We start from the raw sequence: 21220 nt of genomic DNA, 5'->3' as shown, positions 1-21220 counted from the left end.
GCTTGCATGAGCCGGCCGAACGCGCAGTCCATGAAACCCGCCACGGCGGCGAAGAAGCTCGACGTGTACCTGCCGGCGACACCGGCGGAGTTCCAGGCCGGCCCGATCACCCGCAGCGAGCTCGCCGCCCTGCAGGCCGACCCGCCGCAGTGGCTGAGGGACCTCCGCAAGAACGGGCCGCATCCGAAGAACCTGGTGGCCGCCAAGCTGGGTGTCTCGATCGCCGCACTCGCACGCAACAACGTTGAGAGTGCGCTCACCACCGAGCAGATCAATGCGCTGCTCGAGGAGAAACCGCCGTGGCTGGTCACCGAACGCGAGAGCTACCAGGCGGTGCTGGGCGAGCAGCGACGCCTCAAGGCGCTACATGCGGAACGGGCCCGCGAGAGCTGACGCTCGCCCTGCGCAGCGCCGAGTGTCGGATTAATACACGCCGAAGAGCCAAACGCGTGCATCAACCCGACACTCGGGGAGCCTTTACAGCATGCAGCTGACGCAACCCTCCACCTCGGTGCCCTCCAGCGCCATCTGCCGCAGCCGGATGTAGTACAGCGTCTTGATTCCCTTGCGCCAGGCGTAGATCTGCGCCCGGTTCACGTCGCGGGTGGTGGCGGTGTCCTTGAAAAACAGCGTCAGGCTCAACCCCTGATCCACGTGCTGGGTGGCCGCGGCGTAGGTGTCGATGATCTTCTCGTAGCCGATCTCGTAGGCGTCCTGGTAGTACTCCAGGTTGTCGTTGGTCATGTACGGCGCCGGGTAGTAGACCCGGCCGATCTTGCCTTCCTTGCGGATCTCGATCTTGGAGACGATCGGGTGGATCGAAGAAGTCGAGTGGTTGATGTAGGAGATCGACCCGGTCGGCGGAACCGCCTGCAGGTTCTGGTTGTAGATGCCGTGCGCGGCAACCGATTCCTTGAGTCGCTGCCAATCGCTTTGGTCCGGGATCCGGATACCGGCGTCGGCGAAGAGCTGGCGCACCTTGGCCGTCTTCGGTTCCCACACCTGGTTGAGGTATTTGTCGAAGAACTCCCCGGAGGCGTACTTGGACTTCTCGAATCCTACGAACGCCTTGCCCCGCTCCAGCGCAAGACGATTCGACGCCCGCAGCGCGTGGTACAGCACGGTGTAGAAGTAGATGTTGGTGAAGTCGATGCCCTCTTCCGAGCCGTAGTGGATGCGCTCGCGGGCCAGGTAGCCGTGCAGGTTCATCTGGCCCAGCCCGATGGCGTGCGACTCGTTGTTGCCGTGCTCGATCGACGGCACCGACCAGATGTGGGTCTGATCCGACACCGCGGTCAACGCCCGGATCGCGACCTCGATGGTCTGGCCGAAGTCGGGTGAGTCCATGGCCTTGGCGATGTTGAGCGAGCCCAGGTTGCAGGAGATGTCCTTGCCCACCTTGGCGTACGACAGATCATCGTTGTACAGCGACGCGGTGGAGACCTGCAGGATCTCCGAGCACAGGTTCGAGTGGGTGATCTTGCCGGCGATGGGGTTGGCCCGGTTCACCGTGTCTTCGAACATGATGTAGGGGTAGCCGGACTCGAACTGCAGCTCGGCGAGGGTCTGGAAGAACTCGCGCGCCTTGATCTTGGTCTTGCGGATCGCGGAGTTGTCGACCATTTCGTAGTACTTCTCGCTGACCGAGACGTCGGCGAACGGAACGCCGTAGACCCGCTCGACGTCATAGGGCGAGAACAGGTACATGTCCTCGTTCTTCTTGGCCAGCTCGAAGGTGATGTCGGGGATCACCACGCCCAGGCTCAGCGTCTTGATCCGGATCTTCTCGTCGGCGTTCTCCCGCTTGGTGTCCAGGAACCGGTAGATGTCCGGGTGGTGGGCATGCAGGTACACCGCCCCGGCACCCTGGCGGGCGCCGAGCTGGTTGGCGTAGGAGAACGAGTCCTCCAGCAGCTTCATGATCGGGATGACCCCGGAGGACTGGTTCTCGATGTTCTTGATCGGGGCGCCGTGCTCGCGAATGTTGGTCAGCAGCAACGCCACTCCCCCGCCGCGCTTGGACAGCTGCAGTGCGGAGTTGATCGAGCGGCCGATCGACTCCATGTTGTCCTCGATGCGCAACAGGAAGCAACTGACCGCCTCGCCGCGCTGTTTCTTGCCGGAATTCAAAAACGTCGGGGTGGCCGGCTGGAACCGGCCGTCGATGATCTCGTCGACCAGCTTCTCGGCCAGTGCGGTGTCACCGGCGGCCAGGGTCAGCGCCACCATGCACACCCGGTCCTCGAACCGCTCCAGGTAGCGCTTGCCGTCGAAGGTTTTCAGCGTGTAGGAGGTGTAGTACTTGAACGCGCCCAGAAATGTCGGGAACCGGAACTTCTTGGCGTAGGCCCGGTCCAGCAGTGACTTGACGAAGTTGCGCGAGTACTGGTCGAGTACTTCGCGCTCGTAGTACTCCTTCTGGATCAGGTAGTCGAGCTTCTCGTCCTGGTTGTGGAAGAACACCGTGTTCTGGTTGACGTGCTCCAGGAAGTACTGCCGGGCCGCCAGCACGTCCTTGTCGAATTGGATCTTGCCGTCGCTGTCGTACAGGTTGAGCATCGCGTTGAGCGCGTGGTAGTCCAGCTCGCCCACCGGAGCACTGCGGGTGGTTGCGGTTACCTGCTCTGCAGTTGCAGCGGTAGGTGGCATGCCTCGTCCTTCCAGAAATCAGCCAAACCCGCGCGGACGGCTTGGACGTCCTCGTCGGTTCCCATCAATTCGAATCGGTACAGGTACGGCACCCCGCACTTGCGGGCGATCACGTCGCCGGCATAGCAGAACTCCGCACCGAAGTTGGTGTTGCCGGCGGCGATTACGCCGCGCAGCAGACTCCGGTTGTGTTCGTTGTTCAAAAAGGCGATGACCTGCTTGGGCACGTAACCGCCCTCGTTCACATCGGGCTGCTGACGTCCGCCGCCGTAGGTCGGCAGCACCAGCACGTAGGGGTGATCCACCTCGATGCGCCCGTGCAGCGGAATCCGGATGGCCGGCAGCCGCAGCTTCTGCACGAAGCGGTGGGTGTTCTCCGATACCGAGGAGAAATACACCAGGCTGCATGCAGACTCCGCAGACACGGCGACCCCCTTCAGCTCTCAGTCAGACTCCACCCGTACCCGACCCGGCGGTCACTTACGCGCTGAGCGCTGTCTTCGCCAGCGCCTTGATGCGGTCCGGGCGGAAACCCGACCAGTGCTCGTCGCCGGCGACGACGACCGGGGCCTGCAGGTAACCCAGCGCCATCACGTAGTCCCGCGCTTCGGAGTCGAGCGAGATGTCGACGGTCTCGTAGGCGATGCCCTGATTGTCCAGCGCCTTGTAGGTGGCGTTGCACTGCACGCACGCGGGCTTGGTGTACACGGTGATGCTCATGGGCGGCAGACTCCTCAGCGAATCGTCGACAACGAACGGATGACGGATCAGGTAGAGCGTCCAGCGGGCCGCCAGGACCGCAATTCGCCAGTTCCCCCCACCGTGGCAGGGCACCCAAATCGGTGCTGGTCGCCGCGGCTCGGGTAACCGGAAAACCCCGGCCTGTCGGTTCCACGAACACTACACCTAGTGGTCACCCCTTGGTGTCAATACTAGATGTTCTGAACGACATTGTTGAAATTCGCTGGTCGCGGCCCGGCCGCACCGCGGCCTCGGCGTGTCGCATCTCACAATCGCGCGGGTGGCTCGTCATAACCGCAGGTCTACCACCCGACACCGACAAGCAACCGCAACGCGCGGCCGGCGAACACGTACCAGCAAAGTTGCCCGGACACCGGCTCAGCACGTCCGGCCGGCATCGGCGAGTCGTCGCGGTGTCGGGCGCTGCGACTGTCGGCCGACGGCGGGCCGGATGCTCTGGCGTGGGACGGCGGCAGCCGATGACGCCGGCTAGGAGCTGCGCTGCGGACTCCTCGTCGGAAGCAGTGCGCGGCTGAACAGCCCATTGACCTGCCGCATGACAACGCTGTACGGCAGCCACGCCAGCCGCTTGAACGCATACAACGCGCGGATGTCACCGGAGGTGTAGACCAGGTAGCGGTTGCGAGCCACCCCGGCCAGGATCTTCTCCGCCGCTTTCTCCGGCGTCACCGCGTGGCCGGCGAACCGGTCCACCCACCGTTGCACCTGCGGATCATCGCGGTCGACGCCGGCGATCTCCACGGTGTTGACCAGCGGGGTCTTCACGGCGCCGGGAACCACCACCGACACCCCGATGCGGTGGCGCGCCAGGTCGAAGCGGAGCACCTCCGATACTCCGCGCAGGCCGTACTTGCTAGCGGAATAGGCGGCGTGCCACGGCAACGCGACGATTCCCGCCGCCGAGGACACGTTGACCAGGTGCCCGCCCCGGCCGGCGGCGACCATCGGCGGCAGGAAGGTCTCGATAACGTGGATCGGGCCCATCAGGTTGATGGAGACCATCTTGTTCCACTGCTCGTGGCTCAACCGGTCGACGGTCCCCCACGCCGACACCCCCGCGATGTTCATCACGATGTCCATCGACTCATGGCGCGCGTGGATGTCGGCGCCGAACGCGGCGACGTCGTCGTAATCGGCGATATCGACCACTCGGTGTTCGGGCACCAGCGCCCCCAGCGCCCGCGCGTCGGCCACGGTTTCGGCAAGTCCTTGCGCATTGCGGTCCGTCAGATAAAGCTCCGCGCCCAACTCGGCCAGCCGTAGCGCGGTGGCCCTACCGATCCCGCTCGCCGCTCCGGTGATGAAGCACCGCTTGCCCCGGTAGTACTGCGCTACGCGTGTCATAGGTGCAGACGATACCGGCGGTTCAGCGAGGACGATTCAATCCCCGCGGAGCCCACGGCGCTGACCCGTTGCGCCCGCCTCCGCCGCGCTCGCGATCAGCGCGACCCGCTCCATAACGCGGTGCGCCACAGCGCCTCGAGCACCCGCACGCCACGAGGCACGTCACCATCGGCGCCCAGGAAAGCACTATCGCCGGAGAGCATGTAGGCGGTGGTGGCCGCCAATGTTCGCACCAGGGCGGGAATGTCATCGCTGATCGGGTTCGCCGTACCGGCGGCGATCTCGTCGTTGACCACACCGACGATCTGGTTGATCACCGCGTCGATCTGGGCGTCGAGCAGTTCGCGGATCTCGGCGTCGCTGTTGCGGGCCAGGTTGCACGCCGACATCACCGGGTCGTTGTGGGCATAAACTGCCGCCGCGCTGCCCACCATCCGTTCGGCGAAGGCCGCCGGCGATTCGTCGGCGCCCCGCGGCGCGAAGTAATGGGTGAGTTCTTCGAGTTCCTGAGTCGCCTCGGCGAGGATGTGGGCGAGCACGGCGTACTTGGAATCGAAGTAGAAATAGAAGCCCGAGCGCGCCACCCCGGCGCGGTCGCTGATGGTGCTGACCGACAGCTCCGCGAACGGCTTCTCCTCCAGCAATTCCCGGACTGCCTGCACAATCGCCTGGCGCTGCTTGTCGCCTCGGCGCTGGGGCGCATCGTCGGTGGCCGGACCGCCCGGGTCGTGCTCGGTACTCACCCTTTGCACCTTGCACCACGCCGCGCCGGATTCAAACTTGACACGCGTCAACTTTAATCTGAGGATGTGGATGCGTGACGGTCGCCACAGGCGCCATAGTCGCTGCGTGTTATGACGCCATGAACGAGAGGTAGTCAGCCGATGACGACCATGACCACCCCGCAGTACCTTCTCGACCAGGCCCGGCGTCGGTTCACCCCGACGCTGAACACCATCCCCGGCATGGGCGCCATCGAGAAGCGGCTGTTGAACGTGGAATGGAAGCAGAAGACGCTGGCCGAGCCACCGGCGGGCAGCGGACTCAAACCCATCCTGGGTGATTCCGGGCTGCCGCTGCTCGGCCACATCATCGAGATGTTCCGGCAGGGACCGGATTTCCCGCTGCACATCTACAACAAGTACGGCCCGGTGTACTTCGCGGAGTCACCGATTCTGCCGTCGATCGTTGCGCTGGGACCCGACGCCACCCAGGCCATCTTCACCAACAAGGCGAAGGACTTTTCGACGACCGGCTGGATCCCGGTTATCGGGCCGTTCTTCGACCGTGGCCTGATGCTGCTGGACTTCGACGAGCACTTACATCACAAGCGGATCATGCAGGGCGCGTTCACCCGTCCGCGGCTGGCCAGCTACGTCGAGGACATGGACCGGGTGATCACCCGGATCGTGGCCGACTGGCCGACCGACGACGCGCGGTTCCTGTTCCACCCGGCGGCCAAGGAACTCACGCTCGACGTGGCGGCGGTGGTGTTCATGGGCCATGAACCCGGCGAGGACCACGAGCTGGTGACCAAGGTCAACCACGCCTTCGAGCAGACCACCCGCGCCGGCGGGGCGATCATCCGCACCGGGGTGCCGCCGTTCAAATGGTGGCGTGGTCTGCAGGGCCGCAAGGTGCTCGAGGACTACTTCGCCGAGCGGGTCACCGAACGCCGACGGGTCGAGGGCGCGGACATGCTGTCGGTGCTGTGCCACACCGCCGACGACGACGGGAACACGTTCAGCGACACCGACATCGTCAACCACATGATCTTCCTGATGATGGCCGCGCACGACACCACCACCTCGACGGTGACCACGATGGCCTACCACCTGGCCGCACACCCGGACTGGCAGGAGCGGGCCCGCGACGAATCGGCACGGCTCGGCGACGCACCGCTGGATATCGAGGCGCTGGAGAAGCTGGAGACCCTCGACCTGGTGATGGACGAGTCGCTGCGGCTGGTCACCCCGCTGCCGTTCAATATGCGCCAGGCCGTGCGCGACACCGAGCTGCTCGGGCACTATTTGCCGGCCGGCACCAACGTGGTCACCTGGCCGGGCATGAACCACTGGCTGCCCGAGCTCTACACCAACCCGCGCCAGTTCGACCCGGAGCGGTTCCTGGAGCCGCGCGCCGAGCACAAGAAGCACCGCTACGCCTGGGCGCCGTTCGGCGGCGGGGCGCACAAGTGCATCGGCATGAATTACGGGCGCCTGGAGGTCAAGACCATCGTCCACCGGCTGCTGCGCCGCTACCGGCTGGAGCTGGCCCGGCCCGGGTACCAGCCGCGCTGGGACTACGGCGGGATGCCGATCCCGATGGACGGTATGCCGATCGTGTTGCGTCGGCGGTAGATCGACGCCTCACCGGGCGGTCAGCAGCCGGTTGGCGCAGGTGATGAGGGCCTCCAGCGCGGAGCGCCCGGCATCGGGCGCAAAACCCACCGCCCAGGCCGCACCGCGCCCGTTCGAGCCGTGGATGAAGGTGGCGGTCTCGGCGCCGCACCGAAGCTGGTGAAACCCCAGGATTTCCAGGGGGACTCCGCGGTCGTGCAGCATCGTGGTGAGCGCTGCCAGCGGTCCGGGCGCCGCGGCGGTGCAGGTACCGTTCACGCCGCCGACGGTGAGGGTCGCCTGGTAGGTGCGGCCCTGCGGCCCCAGTCGGGTGGCCGGGCGATCAGCGTCCAGGCAGCGCCATCGGCTCAGCGACAGCGGGCCGGCGGCGCGGCCGTAGGCCGAAACGAAGCCGTCCCAGGACAGCCGCGCGGCCTGGTCGCGCAGTTCACGTGGGAGCGGAACCCGGAATTGGTCGGCGAATGATGTTGTGGTCATGTCTCGGTCTTTTCTGCTCGAGGAGAGTGACCGACGGGTAGCAGCCTCCGACCCACAGCGGGGGGTCGGTCGAAATCAGACCCCGCTGCGGGTACTGGCTACTACAAGCAGATGACGCATGATCCGGCCAGGCTAGTCGGGCTCCGGTCGGCATGCAACCGCATTATTGGGTTCAATCCAGAATGCGCCGAGCCACATTGGTGGTCACCAGATCGAGCAGTTCCTCTCCGCGGCCGGCGAGAATGGTGCGGATCGCATACAACGAGAATCCCTTGGCCTGCTCGGCGGTGATCGCCGGCGGAATCGACAGTTCCTGGCGGGCCGTGATGACGTCGACCACGGCCGGTCCGTCGTAGCCGAACGCTTCGGCGAGGGCGGGCTCCAGGTCGCCGGGCTGCTCCACTCGGCGCCCGAACATGCCCAGCGCGCTGGCGACGGCGCCGAAGTCGGGATTGCGCAACTCGGTGCCGAAGTTGACGATGCCGGCGGCCTTCATCTCCAGCTCGACGAAGTTCAGCGACGAGTTGTTGAATACGACCACCTTGACCGGCAACCGATTCTGCGCCAGCGTCAGCAGCTCGCCGAACAGCATCGCCAGCCCGCCGTCGCCGGCCAAGGCGACCACCTGCCGCTCGCGGTCGACGGTCTGCGCGCCGATCGCGTGCGGCAATGCGCACGCCATGGTGCCGTGGTTGAACGACCCGATCAGCCGTCGCCGCCCGTTCATGGTCACGTAGCGCGCGGCCCACACCACCGGGGAGCCGACGTCGACGGTGAACACCGCGTCGTCGGCGGCCAGCCGATTCGCTACCGCGGCAACGTATTCGGGACGAATCGGGGTGCGGTCGCGATCATTGGACGCCAATGCGTCCAGCCGCTTGCGGGTCTTGCGGTAGTGGCCCAGTGACCGGTCCAGATGAGTGCGGTCGCTCTTGGCGGCCAGTAGCGGGCGCAGCGCGGTGAGGGTGTCGGCGACTGTGCCCAGCAGTCCGAGATCGATCGGGGTGCGCCGGCCCAGGTTTCGGCCACGGATGTCGACCTGGATGATCTGGGCACGCTCGGGATAGAACTGCTGGTAGGGAAAATCGGTGCCGAGCATCAGCAGCACGTCGGCTTCCCTGATCGCCTTGTACCCGGATGCGAATCCGAGCAGCCCGGTCATGCCGACGTCGTGGGGGTTGTCGTACTCGATGTGCTCCTTGCCGCGCAGCGCGTGCACGATCGGGGCCTGTAGCGTCCGCGCCAGTTCGATGACCTGGTCGTGGGCGCCGGCCACCCCGGCACCGGCGAGGATGGTGACATTGGTGGCGGCGTTGAGCATGCCCGCCGCCGTCGCCAGCCCGCGCTGATCGGGATGGCAGACCGACCCGGTCGGCAGCACCGGGCGCGCTCCCCAGGCGGTGTCGTCGACCCGGTTGGAGAAGATCTCGCCGGGCACCACCACGACCGCGACCCCGTTCTCCTCGACCGCGGCGCGCATCGCCAGCTCGAGGATGCGCGGTGCCTGCTCGGGGGTGCTGACCAATTCGCAGTACACGCTGCACTCGTGAAACAGGTTCTGGGGATGGGTTTCCTGGAAGTAGTCCGAGCCGATCTCGGCCAGCGGGATGTGGGCGGCGACCGCCAGCACCGGCACCCGGCTGCGCTGCGCGTCGAACAGACCGTTGATCAGGTGCAGGTTGCCGGGCCCGCAACTGCCGGCGCACACCGCCAGCCCCCCGCTCAGTGCGGCGTCGGCGGCGGCGGCGAACGCCGCGGTCTCCTCGTGCCGCACCTGTTCCCAGGTGAAGTCACCGGCGCGCCGGATCGCGTCGGTGAAGCCGTTGAGGCTGTCCCCCGGGATCCCGTAGACGCGGTGCACTCCACTGCGTTTGAGGGTGGCGATGACATGGTCGGCGACGGTCGCCATTTCACGTCCTCCTCACCAGGAGCGAGTGTGCGCAGAATGCCATCGCGGACGGCGTGTCGCCGCGCAAACACGCACCCTCGCCGAAGCGGTGGTACCCCCGGCCCACGCAGTAGGAAACGCTACTTGATCAGCGGGTCGCGGGGCATCCCCAAGATCCGCTCGGCGATCTGGTTGCGGGTGACCTCCGAGGTGCCGCCGGCGATCGCAATGCCGCGCGCTCCCATCACCATCCGGCCGGCCATCGCGCCGGGGCCGTCGTCGAGGGCCACGTCGGGGCCGAGCAGCGCCGCTCCGATCGCCGCGCCGTCGCCCATGTGCTCGGCGAGCTTGAGTTTGGTGACGTTGCCCTCCGGGCCGGGCCCGGCACCGGCGATGCTGCGCGCCACGCGGCGCAGGTTCAGCAGCCGCAGCGCGTGCTCGTCGGCGACGAACCGGCCGACCCGCACCGCGGCATCGGCCACCGACTGCCGGTGCTGCTGGGCCAGCGCGATCAGCTTCTGGTCGACACCGGCGGTGTAGGAGCCGCCGCCACCGATGCTGACCCGCTCATTGCCTAAGGTGGCCCGGGCTACCTTCCAGCCCTCGTTGACCTCGCCGACGACGTCCTCGTCGGGAACGAACACATCGTTGAAGAACACCTCGTTGAACTCCGAGCCGCCGGTGATCTGGCGCAGCGGACGCACCTGCACGCCCGGGGCCTCCATGTCGATGATCACCATGGTGATGCCGGCGTGCTTGGGGACGTCAGGATCGGTGCGCACGGTGGCCAGCCCACGCCGGCACAGGTGCGCCCCCGAAGTCCAGACCTTCTGGCCGTTGATCTTCCAGCCGCCCTCGACCCGGGTGGCCCTGGTCTTGACCGCGGCGGCATCCGAGCCGGCGTCCGGCTCGGAGAACAGCTGACACCAGATCTCGTCCTGGCGCAGCGCTTTCTCCACGAACCGCTCGATCTGCGAGGGAGTGCCCTGCTGGATCAGGGTCAGGATCACCCAGCCGGTGATGGAATAGTCCGGCCGCTGGATCCCGGCAGCACTGAACTCCTGCTCGATCACCAGCTGCTCGACCGCGTCGGCCGCCCGCCCCCAGGGCTTGGGCCAGTGCGGCATCACGTAGCCGGTTGCGATCAGCCGGTCGAGTTGGGCCTCGGGGGCCAGCCCGGCGATCTCAAGCGCATCGGCGTGGATCTGCGTGCGCAGCTCCTCGGCCTCGGGCGGCAGGTCCAGGCTGTTGGCCCGGGTGATGCCGGCGGCAGCGCTCTCGAATACCGCCAGGGCCGCGGCGTCGCCGCCGAACAGCGCCTGCACCGTCAGGGCGCGGCGCAGCTGCAGGTGGGCGTCGTGCTCCCAGGTGTAGCCGATCCCGCCGTGCACCTGGATGTTCAGCTCGGCGTTGCGCACATAGGCCGGGAACGCCAAGGTGGCGGCTACCGCGGCCGCCAGCCGGAAGGCGAACTCGTCGTCGCCGTCGGCGCGGGCGGCGTCCCACACCGCCGCGGTGGCCGCCTCCGCGGCGACCAGCATGTTCGCGCAGTGGTGCTTGATCGCCTGAAAGGTGGCGATCGGCCGGCCGAACTGTTCGCGCACCTTGGCGTACTCCACCGCCGCGTCGGTGCAGTCGGCAGCGCCGCCGACCGCCTCGGCCGCCAGCAGCAGCCGGGCGCGCGCCAGCGCCGACTCGCGCGCGCCGACCAGCGTGTCATCGGCACTCACCCCGACACCGGTCAGCGTGACCCGCCCGGACCGCCGGGTCGGGTCGAGGTTGCCGGGTACGTCGACGTTGACCCCCGCCCGGTCACGCTCCAATACCAGCACGTCGTCGCCGGCGGCGATCAGCAGCACATCGGCCAGTCCTGCGCCCAGCACGATCCCGGCGTCACCGGAGGCCACGCCGCCGTCGAGGGCGACGGCACCGGCCAGACCCACCCCGGCGGTGACCGAACCGTCGATCAGCCCGGGCAGCAGCCGAGCCTGCTGGTCACCGGTGCCGTTGGCGGCGATCACCGCCGAGGCGATAACCGTCGGCACGAACGGTCCCGGCGCCACAGCTCGGCCCAGCTCCTCGATCACCACCACCAGTTCGGGCAGCCCGAAGCCCGAGCCGCCGTGCGCCTCGTCGATGTGCAGGCCCAGCCAGCCCAGGGCGGCCAATTCGCCCCAGAACGGCGGCCTGCCTTCGTCTGCGGCGTCCAGTAGCGCACGCGCCGCCGCACGGGCCTTCTGGGCGGTCAAGAATCCGCGGGCCACCTCGGCCAGTTCGCGATGGTCGTCGGTTACTGCGATGCCCATTGAAGGCCTCCTGGTGTGTATCTACTTGGGTGCGAACCGCTGTCCGGCGTCGAGCCGCAGGCACTGCCCGTTGAGCATCGGGTTGTCGACGATGGCGGCGACCAGTTTGGCGTACTCCTCCGGGCGGCCGAGCCGCTTGGGGAACGCCGCATCCTTGGTCAGGGCGCTGGCGAACTCGTCCGGGATGCCCTTGGTCAGCCCGGTGGCGAACAGGCTGGGGGCGATCGCCAGCACCCGGATCCCCACCGACCCCAGGTCACGAGCCATGGTCAGGCACATGCCGGCGATACCGGCCTTGGCGGCGGTGTAGGCGACCTGGCCGATCTGCCCCTCGAACGCCGCGATCGACGCGGTGTTGATGATGACGCCGCGCTCCTCGTCTTCGGGCTCGTTGACGCTCATGTGCGCCGCGGCGAGCCGGCTGATGTTGAAGGTGCCGACGAGGTTGAGGTCGACGACCGACTGGAACGATTCTAGGTCGTGCGGTCCGGACTTGGACAGCGTGCGCTTGGCGATCCCGCCGCCGGCGGTGGTCACGATGACGTGCAGGCCGCCCAAGGCCTGCACAGCGTTCTTGAGCACCTCTTCGGTGCCGGCGAAATCCGTGACGTCAACCGGGTAGAACCCTCCGCCGAACCCCGCCGCAACCTCCTTGCCCTCGGAGCCTTCCCGGTCCAGCACCGCGACGCTGGCGCCGCGGGACGCCAGCAGCTCGGCAGTGGCGCGGCCCATCCCCGAGGCACCACCGACGACGACGACCTTCTTGCCACTGATCTCCATGCGAACTCCTTTTAAGCAAGTACTTGAGTATCAGGAACAAGTTATCGTTCCGCTCGGAATCCGCTGCCACTCGGGCATCCGGCAGGCCTGAAGGAGGTAACCGTGGCCGCACCGCCGACCGCGCTGGAGGTGATTGAGCGACGCGACGGCGCGGTGGCCTACCTGCAGACCGATCCGGAACTGCCGCCGGTCGCCGTTGTCGACCGCTCCCCGATCTCGGCGCGCCACAAACTGGTGTTGGGTGCGTTGGCCGTCGTCGGTGCGGTGGCGTGGGCCGTGATCGCCTTCGCCCGCGGCGAGTCGGTGAACGCGGTTTGGTTCGTGGTCGCCGCGCTGTGCACCTATATCTTCGGATTCCGCTGCTACGCAAGGCTTATCGAACGCAAGATCGTGCAGCCCCGCGACGAGCACGCCACCCCCGCGGAGATCTTCGAGGACGGCACCGACTATCTGCCGACCGACCGGCGGGTGCTGTTCGGCCACCACTTCGCCGCGATCGCCGGCGCCGGCCCGCTGGTAGGCCCGGTGCTGGCCACGCAGATGGGCTATCTACCGGGCACGATCTGGATCGTGATCGGCGCGGTGGTGGCCGGCTGCGTGCAGGACTACCTGGTGCTGTGGTGCTCGACGCGGCGCCGTGGGCGCTCGCTCGGGCAGATGGCCCGCGAGGAGCTCGGCGCCGTCGGCGGTGCCGCCGCGATCATCGGGGTGCTGGTGATCATGGTGATTCTGATCGCGGTGTTGGCGCTGATCGTGGTGCGGGCGCTGGCGGTCAGCCCGTGGGGGGTGTTCTCCATTGCGATGACGATCCCGATCGCACTGTTCATGGGGATCTATCTGCGGTTCCTGCGGCCCGGCCGGGTGTCCGAGGTGTCCCTGATCGGCATCGTCGCGTTGCTGGGCGCTGTCGCCTCCGGCCGCTGGGTTGCCGAAACATCCTGGGGCGCCGCGTGGTTCACGCTGTCGCCGGTGACGCTGTCGTGGTGCATCATCGGCTACGGCTTCGCCGCCTCGGTGCTGCCGGTGTGGTTGTTGTTGGCGCCGCGCGACTATCTGTCGACGTTCATGAAGGTCGGCACCATCGTGCTGCTGGCGGTCGGGATCCTGATCGCCCAGCCGATGATGGCCGCTCCCGCCGTCTCGTCCTTCGCCCACACCGGCGACGGGCCGGTGTTCGCCGGCTCGCTGTTCCCGTTCCTGTTCATCACGATCGCATGCGGGGCGCTGTCGGGTTTTCATTCGCTGATCGCCTCGGGCACCACGCCGAAGTTGCTGGAAAAAGAGAGCCAGATGCGGCTGATCGGTTACGGCGGCATGCTCACCGAGTCCTTTGTGGCGGTGATGGCGCTGATCACCGCGTCGATTCTGGACCAGCACCTGTTCTTCACCCTCAATGCTCCGGTCGCCTCGACCGGCGGCACCGCCGCCAGCGCCGCCGACTATGTCAACGGCCTCGGACTCGGCGGGCCGCCGGTGACCGCCGAGCAGATCAGCGGGGCCGCCACGGCCGTCGGGGAGTCCTCGATCGTGTCGCGCACCGGCGGGGCGCCGACATTGGCGCTGGGCATGGCCGATGTGCTGGGCCGGGTGTTCGGCGGGCCGGGCCTGAAAGCGTTCTGGTACCACTTCGCGATCATGTTCGAGGCGCTGTTCATCCTCACCACCGTCGACGCCGGCACCCGGGTGGCCCGCTTCATGCTGTCGGATGCGCTGAGCAACCTGGGCGGGCCGCTGCGTAGGCTCGCCAACCCGGGATGGCGAATCGGCGCCTGGGCGTGCAGCGTCGCGGTGGTCGCCGGGTGGGGTTCCATCCTGTTGATGGGGGTGACCGATCCGCTCGGCGGAATCAACACCCTCTACCCGCTGTTCGGCATCGCCAACCAATTGCTCGCCGCGATCGCGTTGACCGTGGTGACGGTGATCGTGGTCAAGCGGAGCCGGCACGGCTTGAGCCTGAAATGGGCGTTGGTGCCGGGCATTCCGTTGTTGTGGGACCTTGCGGTCACGATGACGGCGTCGTGGCAGAAGATCTTCTCGGCCGACCCGCGGGTCGGCTATTGGACGCAGCACTTTGCCTACCGGGCCGCGGAGCGGGACGGGAAGACCTCCTTCGGGTCGGCGGCCGACCCGGCGCAGCTGCACGACGTCGTCCGCAACACCTTCGTCCAGGGCAGCCTGTCGATCGTATTCGCCTCCCTGGTCGCGGTGGTGTTCGTGACCGGGCTCGTGGTCTGTATCAAGGCGATTCGCGGTAACGCGCCGACGACCGAAGCCGGGCCGGTATTGTCACGGCGGTTCGCGCCCGCCGGGCTGATCCCCTCAGCCGCCGAGCGAAAGGTACAGGCGCAGTGGGACGCTCAGCCAGTGGACTAGCCCGGGCGGCCCGCCATGTCAGCTGGTACTGGGCCAGCCTATTGGGCGACAACCATTACCGCCGGTACCTGGACTACCGCCGGCGGGCCCACCCGGGCGAACCGGTGCTCTCCGAGCGGGACTATTGGCGGCGGCGTTATGCCGCCGATCCCGGTGGACGGTGCTGCTGACCGCACTCGGGCAGCTTCGGGCATGATCGAAAGGTGGCTGACATCACCCGCGGGCGGGCGGCGCGCAATGCCAAGCTCGCCGGCCTGCCGCTGAGCCTGGCCGGGCGGGCCGCTCTCGGATTGGGCAAACGGCTGGCCGGCAGGCCCAAGGACGAAGTCACCGCCGAACTCATGGAGCAGGCGGCCGAGCAGGTGTTCACCGTCCTCGGCGAGCTCAAGGGCGGTGCCATGAAGGTCGGCCAGGTGCTCTCGGTGCTCGAGGCCGCGGTGCCCCCGGAGTTCGGTGAGCCCTACCGTGAGGCCCTGACCAGACTGCAGAAGGACGCCCCACCGTTGCCCGCGAACAAGGTCCACCGGGTGCTCGACGCGCAGTTGGGCACCCGGTGGCGGCAGCGGTTCAGCTCCTTCGACGACGCCCCGGTCGCCGCGGCCAGCATCGGGCAGGTGCACAAAGCGGTGTGGGCCGACGGGCGCCCGGTCGCCGTCAAGATCCAATACCCCGGTGCCGACGAGGCCCTGCGCGCCGACCTGAAGACGTTGCGGCGGCTGACCGGCATACTCAAGCCCCTGGCCCCCGGGGCCGACGTGCAGGGCGTCGTCGACGAACTGATCGACCGCGCCGATATGGAACTGGACTATCGGCTCGAAGCCGACAACCAGCGCGTGTTCGCCAAGGCCTATGCCGGCCATCCGCGCTTCGCGGTGCCACACGTGGTGGCCAGTGCGCCCAAGGTGGTGATCCAGGAGTGGATCGAGGGCATCGGCATGTCGGCGATCATCGCCGGCGGCACCGTCGAGCAGCGCGACCTGCTGGGTGCCCGGCTGGTCGAGCTGATCGGCGACGCACCGGCGCGGGTGGGCATGCTGCACGGGGACGCCCATCCGGGCAATTTCATGCTGCTGCCCGACGGCCGGATGGGTGTCATCGACTTCGGCGCGGTGGCGCCGCTTCCCGACGGCCTGCCGGTCGAGCTGGGCATGGCGCTGCGGTTCGCGGGCCAGTTCAACTACGACCTTTTGCTGCCCACGCTGGAGAAGGCCGGTTTCATCCAGCCGGGCGAACAGATCTCGGTGGCGGAGATCGACGAGATGCTGCGCCGCTACGTCGAGCCGGTGGCACCCGAGGTATTCCATTTCAGCCGCGACTGGCTGCAGAAACTGGCTGCCGCACAACTGGATCAGTCGATTCATCAGATCAAGACCGCACGCCAGTTGGATCTGCCGCCCCACCTGGCGGTGCTGGCGCGCGTCGTCGGGACCACAGTGGCGATCCTGGCTCAGCTGGACGCGCACGTACCGGTTCGGGCGATCGCGCTCGAACTGCTGCCCGGTTTCGCCCCCTAGTAGTGGCCCAGCCGCCCGTCCGGCTCACACGGCCGTGGCCAAACCTTAATGAAGCCTTGACCGAGTCGTGGGCATGGGTTGCAGGGGCGGCAGCTCGAATCTCCTTACCATCAACGGCAATAACCTCAGTTATTTGGTCGGGAAGGTACGCCGCGGATGTGGAAATTGGTGCGCTCTGCCATTGTCATTGTCGGGGTCGCCGTCACAACGGTGGTGACCCCGCCGGCAACGAGTTCGGCGGCTGCCAGCCGGCCACCGGGCGGCGGTATCGCATCGATCCAACCGGCGCAGGGTGCGGTGGTCGGCGTGGCGCATCCGGTGGTGGTGCAGTTTTCGGCGCCGGTGCTCGACCGCCGAGCCGCCGAGCGCGCCATCGCGGTGCGCTCAACCCCGCCCATGACCGGATCCTTCGAGTGGGTCGATGACACCGAGGTGCAGTGGGTTCCCGACCACTACTGGCCGGCGCACAGCACCGTGAAGCTCTCGGTGGGCAAGCTCTCCGCCGATTTCAGCACCGGAGCCAAGGTGGTGGGCGTGGCCAGTATCTCCGCGCACACCTTCACCGTGACCGTCGACGACGAGGAGGCCGGCCCGCTGCCCGCCCCGCATCACCGCCCGCACTGGGGTGAGGACGGGGTGCTGCCAGCCACCATGGGCAAATCCGAGTTCCCTACCCCGACAGGCAATTACACGGTGCTGGCCAAGGACAAGAAGGTCCTGATGGATTCCAGCAGCGTCGGTATCCCGATCGACGACCCCGAGGGCTACCGCTTCGATGTCGAGCAGGCGGTGCGCATCTCGCGGCGCGGCCTCTACGTCCACTCCGCACCCTGGGCGCTGGGCTCGCTGGGCCTGGAGAACGTCAGCCACGGCTGCGTCGGACTGAGCCCCACGGATGCGGAATGGTACTTCGATCGGGTCAACATCGGCGACCCGGTGATCATCAAGGAATAGCGTCGCCTGCACGGCGAGTACGCCCGAAACCCACACGCAGCGAATCGATCCCGTTGATCCAGGGCAGCGCGGACCGCGTCCCGTCGTCGAGTCGGCGGATGTCGGGAATGATGTCGGCCAGCGCGCCGAACACCAGGTTGATCTGCATACGGGCGAGATTTGCACCGATGCAGTAGTGCGCACCCGGCGCCCCGAAACCCAGGTGCGGGTTGGGGCTGCGCAGGATGTCGAACGTGAACGGATCGGCGAACACCTCTTCGTCATAGTTGGCCGAACCGTAGAACATCCCGACCCGCTGGCCCTTGGCGATGTGCACGCCACCGAGGTCGACATCGCGCAGTGCGGTGCGCTGGAAGGAGATCACCGGAGTCGCCCAGCGGACCACTTCGTCGACCATGGTCGGGGGGCGTTCGGCCACAAACAACCGCCATTGGTCGGGATGGTCGAAAAACGCCAACATCCCCTGCGAGGTGGCGTTGCGGGTGGTCTCGTTGCCGGCGACCATCAGCATCATCACGTAGTAACCGAATTCCAGCGCGGTCAGTGCCTCGCCGTCGATCGTCGCAGTGACCAGAGCCGTCGCGATGTCCTCTCGTGGGCGGCTCTTGCGGTCTTCGGCCATTTGGTAGGCGTAGCCCAGAAGTTCGGCGGAGGCCTGCATCGCGTCGGCGGTGGCCGCCTCATCACCGGCGCCGCCGGCCACCAGGCGGTTGCTCCACTCGAAGACGTGCTCGCGCTCGTCGGAGGGAACCCCGATCAGCTCGCAGATGGTCGCCAGGGGTAGCCGGGAGGCCACGTCGGTGACGAAATCGCCGGTCTCGCGCTCGGCGGCCGCGCCGACGATCTCCCGCGCCTGCCGGTCGAGTGAATCGCGCATGCCGGCAATCACGCGCGGGGTGAATCCGCGCGCGACGATGCGGCGCAACTTGGCGTGCTGCGGCCCGTCCAGGAACAGCATCACGTTGTTGCGGGAGGCTTCGTGGACTTCCGGGTTGGTGGTGGTGCTCGTGCGGATCAGCGAGGTGTTCTCATGCGAGGAGAACACCTCGTCCCGCAGGGAAACCGCACGGACGTCAGCGTGTTTCGTGACGACCCAGTAGCCCTCATCGGGGTAGCCGGAGGCGCCGTACGGTTGGTGGTTCCACCAGATGGGTTCGGTCTTGCGCAGCAGGGCGAACTCCTCATGCGGGATCCGCTGCGCGATCAGTGCGGGGTCGGTGAAGTCGAATCCCTCGGGTAGCAGATGAGGTGTCTGGGTCATCGTGTTGCCTTCCGGTCGACTCAGCCCGTAGTCCCCTTCTCGCACGGCGATCGTATGACACAAATCACGTGCCTCCCTATGATTTGGTGATGGCGGTCCAGCCCGATCCGGACGCGGTCTGATGATGGCCACCGCCTCGATACCGCTGCGTATCGCGGTCCTCGACGACTACCAGGGCATCGCCGAAACCGTCGACTGGTCAGCTATCCCGCGGCCCATCGACCTGTTAGCGCTGCGCGAGCACATCGCACCCGGCGACGAACTCCTCGCCCTGCTCGCCGGGCGCGAGGTCGTGGTGGCGATGCGCGAGCGCACCCCGATCGACGCCGAGCTGCTCGGCCGGTTGCCGTCGCTGAAGCTGCTGGTGACGACCGGGCCGTTCAACGCCGCCATTGACACGGCGGCGGCCCGCCGGCTGGGGATCACGGTGTGCGGAACCGGCGGCATCATCACCTCGACGGTCGAACTCACTTGGGCGTTGATCCACGCCCTGCAACGCCACCTGATCGTCGAGGACCGGGCGGTGCGCGCCGGGCGCTGGCAACAGACCGTCGGCGCCGATCTTGCCGGGGCGACGCTGGGACTGGTCGGACTGGGCCGGATCGGTCGGCGGGTCGCCGCGGTGGGCCACGCCTTCGGTATGCGGGTGACGGCGTGGAGCCCCAACCTGACCGCGGAACGTGCCGCCGAAGCGCGGGCGGAGCTGCTGGACCGGCACAGCTTGTTCGCCACCGCCGATGTGGTCTCGGTTCACCTGGTGCTGTCCGAGGCCACCCGGGGCGTCGTCGGCCGCGCCGAGCTCGCGGCGATGAAGTCCAGCGCGATCCTGGTCAACACCGCACGCGGCGGCCTGATCGACGAGGCGGCGCTGATCGAGGCGCTGCGCGCGAAGCGGATCAAAGGTGCGGCGCTCGACGTCTACGGTGAGGAGCCGCTGCCGCCCGGCCACCCCTTGACGGGGCTGCCCAATACCGTACTCACTCCGCACCTGGGTTATGTCACCGAGAAATGCATGGAGCGGTTCTACCGGGATATCGTCGACGATATTGCCGCCTATTGTGTGGGCGCGCCGCGACGAATTGTGGCCGGTTGACTTGTAGCACTATTTCCTTACGGCGAAAACGCATTGCGGCCTCAGGTGCATAACGGTTCTGCCGAAAAGCTGCGGTAGCGAGTGCGGCGAATTCGGGCGCGATAGAACAGGGCCCGCAAGCAGATGCTTGCGGGCCCTGTTTGCCGGGCGTTATTTAGTGCCGCCGGCCAAGCCGATGGGGGCGCTGGCGTCGGCCAGCACACCCGCCACCGGGCTCGCTGCCGCGGCACCGGCCGGCCCTGGCGCCACTAAGGGGATCGGTGGAGGCGCACCCGGCAGCACCGGAATCGGGGCGATCGGCACCGGCGGCACCGGGCCGGGAAGCCCCATCGGCACAACGGGAGCCGCGAGCGTCGTCAGGTCCGCAACGGCGGGCCCGCAGGGAGCCCCGGCCACCACCGCGGTGGTGTCGACCAGTGTCGCCTCCGCCGGCGCTCCGGCACCCGCCGGACCCACGAACGCGGTGAGGCCGCCATTGCACACCGGCCCACCCACCGGCAACGGCACCATCGAAAATGGCGCAGCTACCGCACTGGCACTGAAAATCAGTGCACTTGCACACAAGCCAATACCGGCGAATATCGCGATACCGGGTCTCCCGAGGCTCTTCAACGTACGCTCCGATTGTTAGTATCCAGCCCCCCGGACACGCAGTTTTTGACTGCGAATGAACCGTATCACAGCGTTGTAAGTAACTCCGACCGCAATGTGATTCGTTATCGCATTGATGCGGATCGGCGACGTTGATTCTGCGTTCAGCTGCCGGTTTACCGCATATTTGCATGCTCAATGCGCGATGAACGTCGAGACTCAAGAAATGAGTGGAGCTAAGGGGACTCGAACCCCTGACCCCCACACTGCCAGTGTGGTGCGCTACCAGCTGCGCCATAGCCCCGCGGTGTCGTGCTCATCGAAGCTACACCACCGCCATACCCAGGCTCAAAACGCCTGGTCGCTCACCCCGGCATTCAGGCCGGGTGCTGGGTCTGATGCAACCCGTAGGGCACCGCGTCGAGCAGGGTGACCGTCACGTTGGCGCCGCTGGGCACCTGATAGCTGCGCTGCTCGCCGGGGCGCGCTCCGGCGATGGCCTTGCCGAGCGGCGATTGCGGCGAATAGACCTCCAGCCCGCTCTGGTCGTCGTCGCGCACCCCGAGCAGGAAGGTCTCGGTCTCCCCGTCGTCGTAGCGCACGGTGAGCACCATGCCGGGCTCGGCCACCCCGTCGTCCGGCGGGTCCTCCCCCACGACCGCCACCGACAGCAGATCGTGGATCTGGTGGATCCGAGCCTGGCGCGCCTGCTGCTCGCTGATGTCGGCGGTGCCTGAACCGATGTGCGGCTCGGACAATTCGGCCAGCTCGGCCAGCAGCCGGTCCTTGGTCTGCTGTGTCATCCAGACACCTTGCGAATCAGCCATCGACGATCTCCTTTACAAACTGCAATTGGCTTGGGTACGAA

General features: G+C 67.1%; 19 protein-coding genes and 1 tRNA gene. 7 read left to right on the top strand and 13 right to left on the bottom strand.

All coding sequences use genetic code 11. The features are described from left to right. Window positions 1-6 precede the first annotated feature (6 nt). Window positions 7-393 (top strand): DUF5997 family protein, encoded by a 387-nt coding sequence (locus tag AC5Y4Q_RS05110; protein ID WP_064922274.1) that lies wholly within the window; start codon window positions 7-9, stop codon window positions 391-393. A gap of 84 nt (window positions 394-477) precedes the next feature. Here the strand turns inward: AC5Y4Q_RS05110 and nrdE are convergent, their stop codons facing one another. The 5 genes from nrdE to AC5Y4Q_RS05085 form a co-directional block, all read right to left on the bottom strand. Further along, window positions 478-2649 (bottom strand): class 1b ribonucleoside-diphosphate reductase subunit alpha, encoded by a 2172-nt coding sequence (gene nrdE, locus AC5Y4Q_RS05105; RefSeq protein ID WP_064922273.1) that lies wholly within the window; start codon window positions 2647-2649, stop codon window positions 478-480. Then, a complete protein-coding gene (nrdI, locus tag AC5Y4Q_RS05100; RefSeq protein WP_064922272.1) occupies window positions 2616-3074 on the bottom strand; it encodes a class Ib ribonucleoside-diphosphate reductase assembly flavoprotein NrdI in 459 nt (152 codons plus the stop codon). Before nrdI ends, nrdE begins: the two co-directional genes overlap by 34 nt. A 55-nt stretch (window positions 3075-3129) precedes the next feature. After that, window positions 3130-3369 (bottom strand): redoxin NrdH, encoded by a 240-nt coding sequence (locus AC5Y4Q_RS05095; protein ID WP_064922271.1) that lies wholly within the window; start codon window positions 3367-3369, stop codon window positions 3130-3132. A gap of 510 nt (window positions 3370-3879) precedes the next feature. Beyond that, complete coding sequence (locus tag AC5Y4Q_RS05090; RefSeq protein WP_064922270.1) at window positions 3880-4755, bottom strand: SDR family oxidoreductase; 876 nt, start codon at window positions 4753-4755, stop codon at window positions 3880-3882. 95 nt (window positions 4756-4850) lie between these two features. Continuing rightward, window positions 4851-5498 carry a TetR/AcrR family transcriptional regulator gene (locus tag AC5Y4Q_RS05085; RefSeq protein WP_064922269.1) on the bottom strand — a complete coding sequence of 216 codons (648 nt, stop codon included), beginning with the start codon at window positions 5496-5498 and terminating at the stop codon, window positions 4851-4853. A 141-nt stretch (window positions 5499-5639) separates the two neighbouring features. Between AC5Y4Q_RS05085 and AC5Y4Q_RS05080 the strand changes: the two genes are divergently transcribed. Continuing rightward, a complete protein-coding gene (locus tag AC5Y4Q_RS05080; protein ID WP_064922268.1) occupies window positions 5640-7115 on the top strand; it encodes a cytochrome P450 in 1476 nt (491 codons plus the stop codon). A 9-nt stretch (window positions 7116-7124) separates the two neighbouring features. Here AC5Y4Q_RS05080 and AC5Y4Q_RS05075 read toward each other — a convergent pair whose 3' ends face one another. From AC5Y4Q_RS05075 to AC5Y4Q_RS05060, 4 genes are all read right to left on the bottom strand, one after another. Beyond that, window positions 7125-7592: a 2-isopropylmalate synthase gene (locus tag AC5Y4Q_RS05075; RefSeq protein WP_064922267.1), complete on the bottom strand. Its 468-nt coding sequence runs from the start codon at window positions 7590-7592 to the stop codon at window positions 7125-7127. Window positions 7593-7764: 172 nt separating this feature from the next. Further along, window positions 7765-9501, bottom strand: coding sequence for a ubiquinone-dependent pyruvate dehydrogenase (poxB, locus tag AC5Y4Q_RS05070; RefSeq protein WP_064922266.1), 1737 nt, complete (start codon window positions 9499-9501; stop codon window positions 7765-7767). Window positions 9502-9620: 119 nt separating this feature from the next. Beyond that, complete coding sequence (locus AC5Y4Q_RS05065) at window positions 9621-11786, bottom strand: acyl-CoA dehydrogenase family protein (RefSeq protein WP_064922265.1); 2166 nt, start codon at window positions 11784-11786, stop codon at window positions 9621-9623. Between the two features lie 21 nt (window positions 11787-11807). Then, the gene (locus AC5Y4Q_RS05060; protein WP_064922264.1) at window positions 11808-12566 is read right to left on the bottom strand and encodes an SDR family NAD(P)-dependent oxidoreductase; all 759 of its coding nucleotides are present in this window, start codon (window positions 12564-12566) and stop codon (window positions 11808-11810) included. Window positions 12567-12668: 102 nt separating this feature from the next. Between AC5Y4Q_RS05060 and AC5Y4Q_RS05055 the strand changes: the two genes are divergently transcribed. The 4 genes from AC5Y4Q_RS05055 to AC5Y4Q_RS05040 all read left to right on the top strand — a co-directional run bounded on the left by AC5Y4Q_RS05055 (window position 12669) and on the right by AC5Y4Q_RS05040 (window position 17407). After that, window positions 12669-14939 (top strand): carbon starvation CstA family protein, encoded by a 2271-nt coding sequence (locus AC5Y4Q_RS05055; protein ID WP_125225585.1) that lies wholly within the window; start codon window positions 12669-12671, stop codon window positions 14937-14939. Next, entirely contained in the window at window positions 14915-15109 is a 195-nt protein-coding gene (locus tag AC5Y4Q_RS05050; protein WP_082952652.1) for a YbdD/YjiX family protein, read from the top strand. Before AC5Y4Q_RS05055 ends, AC5Y4Q_RS05050 begins: the two co-directional genes overlap by 25 nt. Window positions 15110-15142: 33 nt before the next feature. Next, a complete protein-coding gene (locus tag AC5Y4Q_RS05045) occupies window positions 15143-16453 on the top strand; it encodes a macrolide-binding ATPase MABP-1 (RefSeq protein ID WP_125225586.1) in 1311 nt (436 codons plus the stop codon). 156 nt (window positions 16454-16609) lie between these two features. Beyond that, complete coding sequence (locus AC5Y4Q_RS05040) at window positions 16610-17407, top strand: L,D-transpeptidase (RefSeq protein ID WP_125225587.1); 798 nt, start codon at window positions 16610-16612, stop codon at window positions 17405-17407. Here AC5Y4Q_RS05040 and AC5Y4Q_RS05035 read toward each other — a convergent pair. Beyond that, window positions 17397-18668 carry a cytochrome P450 gene (locus AC5Y4Q_RS05035; RefSeq protein WP_125225588.1) on the bottom strand — a complete coding sequence of 424 codons (1272 nt, stop codon included), beginning with the start codon at window positions 18666-18668 and terminating at the stop codon, window positions 17397-17399. The two genes, AC5Y4Q_RS05040 and AC5Y4Q_RS05035, sit on opposite strands and share 11 nt — an antisense overlap. Window positions 18669-18792: 124 nt before the next feature. Between AC5Y4Q_RS05035 and AC5Y4Q_RS05030 the strand changes: the two genes are divergently transcribed. Next, on the top strand, window positions 18793-19761 hold the full coding sequence (locus AC5Y4Q_RS05030) for a D-2-hydroxyacid dehydrogenase family protein (protein WP_185746685.1): 969 nt from the start codon (window positions 18793-18795) through the stop codon (window positions 19759-19761). A 150-nt stretch (window positions 19762-19911) separates the two neighbouring features. Here the strand turns inward: AC5Y4Q_RS05030 and AC5Y4Q_RS05025 are convergent, their stop codons facing one another. The 3 genes from AC5Y4Q_RS05025 to AC5Y4Q_RS05015 all read right to left on the bottom strand — a co-directional run bounded on the left by AC5Y4Q_RS05025 (window position 19912) and on the right by AC5Y4Q_RS05015 (window position 21179). Beyond that, window positions 19912-20271, bottom strand: a complete 360-nt coding sequence (locus AC5Y4Q_RS05025; RefSeq protein WP_064922259.1) for a hypothetical protein — start codon at window positions 20269-20271, stop codon at window positions 19912-19914. 312 nt (window positions 20272-20583) lie between these two features. Continuing rightward, window positions 20584-20656: transfer RNA gene (locus tag AC5Y4Q_RS05020), tRNA-Ala, on the bottom strand. Window positions 20657-20729: 73 nt separating this feature from the next. After that, window positions 20730-21179, bottom strand: a complete 450-nt coding sequence (locus AC5Y4Q_RS05015) for a GreA/GreB family elongation factor (RefSeq protein WP_064922258.1) — start codon at window positions 21177-21179, stop codon at window positions 20730-20732. Window positions 21180-21220: the final 41 nt, after the last annotated feature.

The organism is Mycobacterium sp. NGS16 (assembly GCF_059813225.1).
Note: the sequence above shows the minus strand (reverse complement) of the source record. Positions and strands in the feature narration are given on the sequence as shown.

Excerpts from the sequence above, each read along its gene's own strand:
- AC5Y4Q_RS05065 (WP_064922265.1), bottom strand. The coding sequence starts at position 11,786 with ATGGGCATCGCAGTAACCGACGACCATCGCGAACTGGCCGAGGTGGCC.
- AC5Y4Q_RS05060 (WP_064922264.1), bottom strand. The coding sequence starts at position 12,566 with ATGGAGATCAGTGGCAAGAAGGTCGTCGTCGTCGGTGGTGCCTCGGGG.
- nrdE (WP_064922273.1), bottom strand. The coding sequence starts at position 2,649 with ATGCCACCTACCGCTGCAACTGCAGAGCAGGTAACCGCAACCACCCGC.
- poxB (WP_064922266.1), bottom strand. The coding sequence starts at position 9,501 with ATGGCGACCGTCGCCGACCATGTCATCGCCACCCTCAAACGCAGTGGA.
- AC5Y4Q_RS05095 (WP_064922271.1), bottom strand. The coding sequence starts at position 3,369 with ATGAGCATCACCGTGTACACCAAGCCCGCGTGCGTGCAGTGCAACGCC.
- AC5Y4Q_RS05075 (WP_064922267.1), bottom strand. The coding sequence starts at position 7,592 with ATGACCACAACATCATTCGCCGACCAATTCCGGGTTCCGCTCCCACGT.
- AC5Y4Q_RS05030 (WP_185746685.1), top strand. The coding sequence starts at position 18,793 with ATGGCCACCGCCTCGATACCGCTGCGTATCGCGGTCCTCGACGACTAC.
- AC5Y4Q_RS05035 (WP_125225588.1), bottom strand. The coding sequence starts at position 18,668 with ATGACCCAGACACCTCATCTGCTACCCGAGGGATTCGACTTCACCGAC.
- AC5Y4Q_RS05080 (WP_064922268.1), top strand. The coding sequence starts at position 5,640 with ATGACGACCATGACCACCCCGCAGTACCTTCTCGACCAGGCCCGGCGT.
- AC5Y4Q_RS05110 (WP_064922274.1), top strand. The coding sequence starts at position 7 with ATGAGCCGGCCGAACGCGCAGTCCATGAAACCCGCCACGGCGGCGAAG.
- AC5Y4Q_RS05015 (WP_064922258.1), bottom strand. The coding sequence starts at position 21,179 with ATGGCTGATTCGCAAGGTGTCTGGATGACACAGCAGACCAAGGACCGG.
- AC5Y4Q_RS05040 (WP_125225587.1), top strand. The coding sequence starts at position 16,610 with ATGTGGAAATTGGTGCGCTCTGCCATTGTCATTGTCGGGGTCGCCGTC.
- AC5Y4Q_RS05090 (WP_064922270.1), bottom strand. The coding sequence starts at position 4,755 with ATGACACGCGTAGCGCAGTACTACCGGGGCAAGCGGTGCTTCATCACC.
- AC5Y4Q_RS05025 (WP_064922259.1), bottom strand. The coding sequence starts at position 20,271 with ATGGTGCCGTTGCCGGTGGGTGGGCCGGTGTGCAATGGCGGCCTCACC.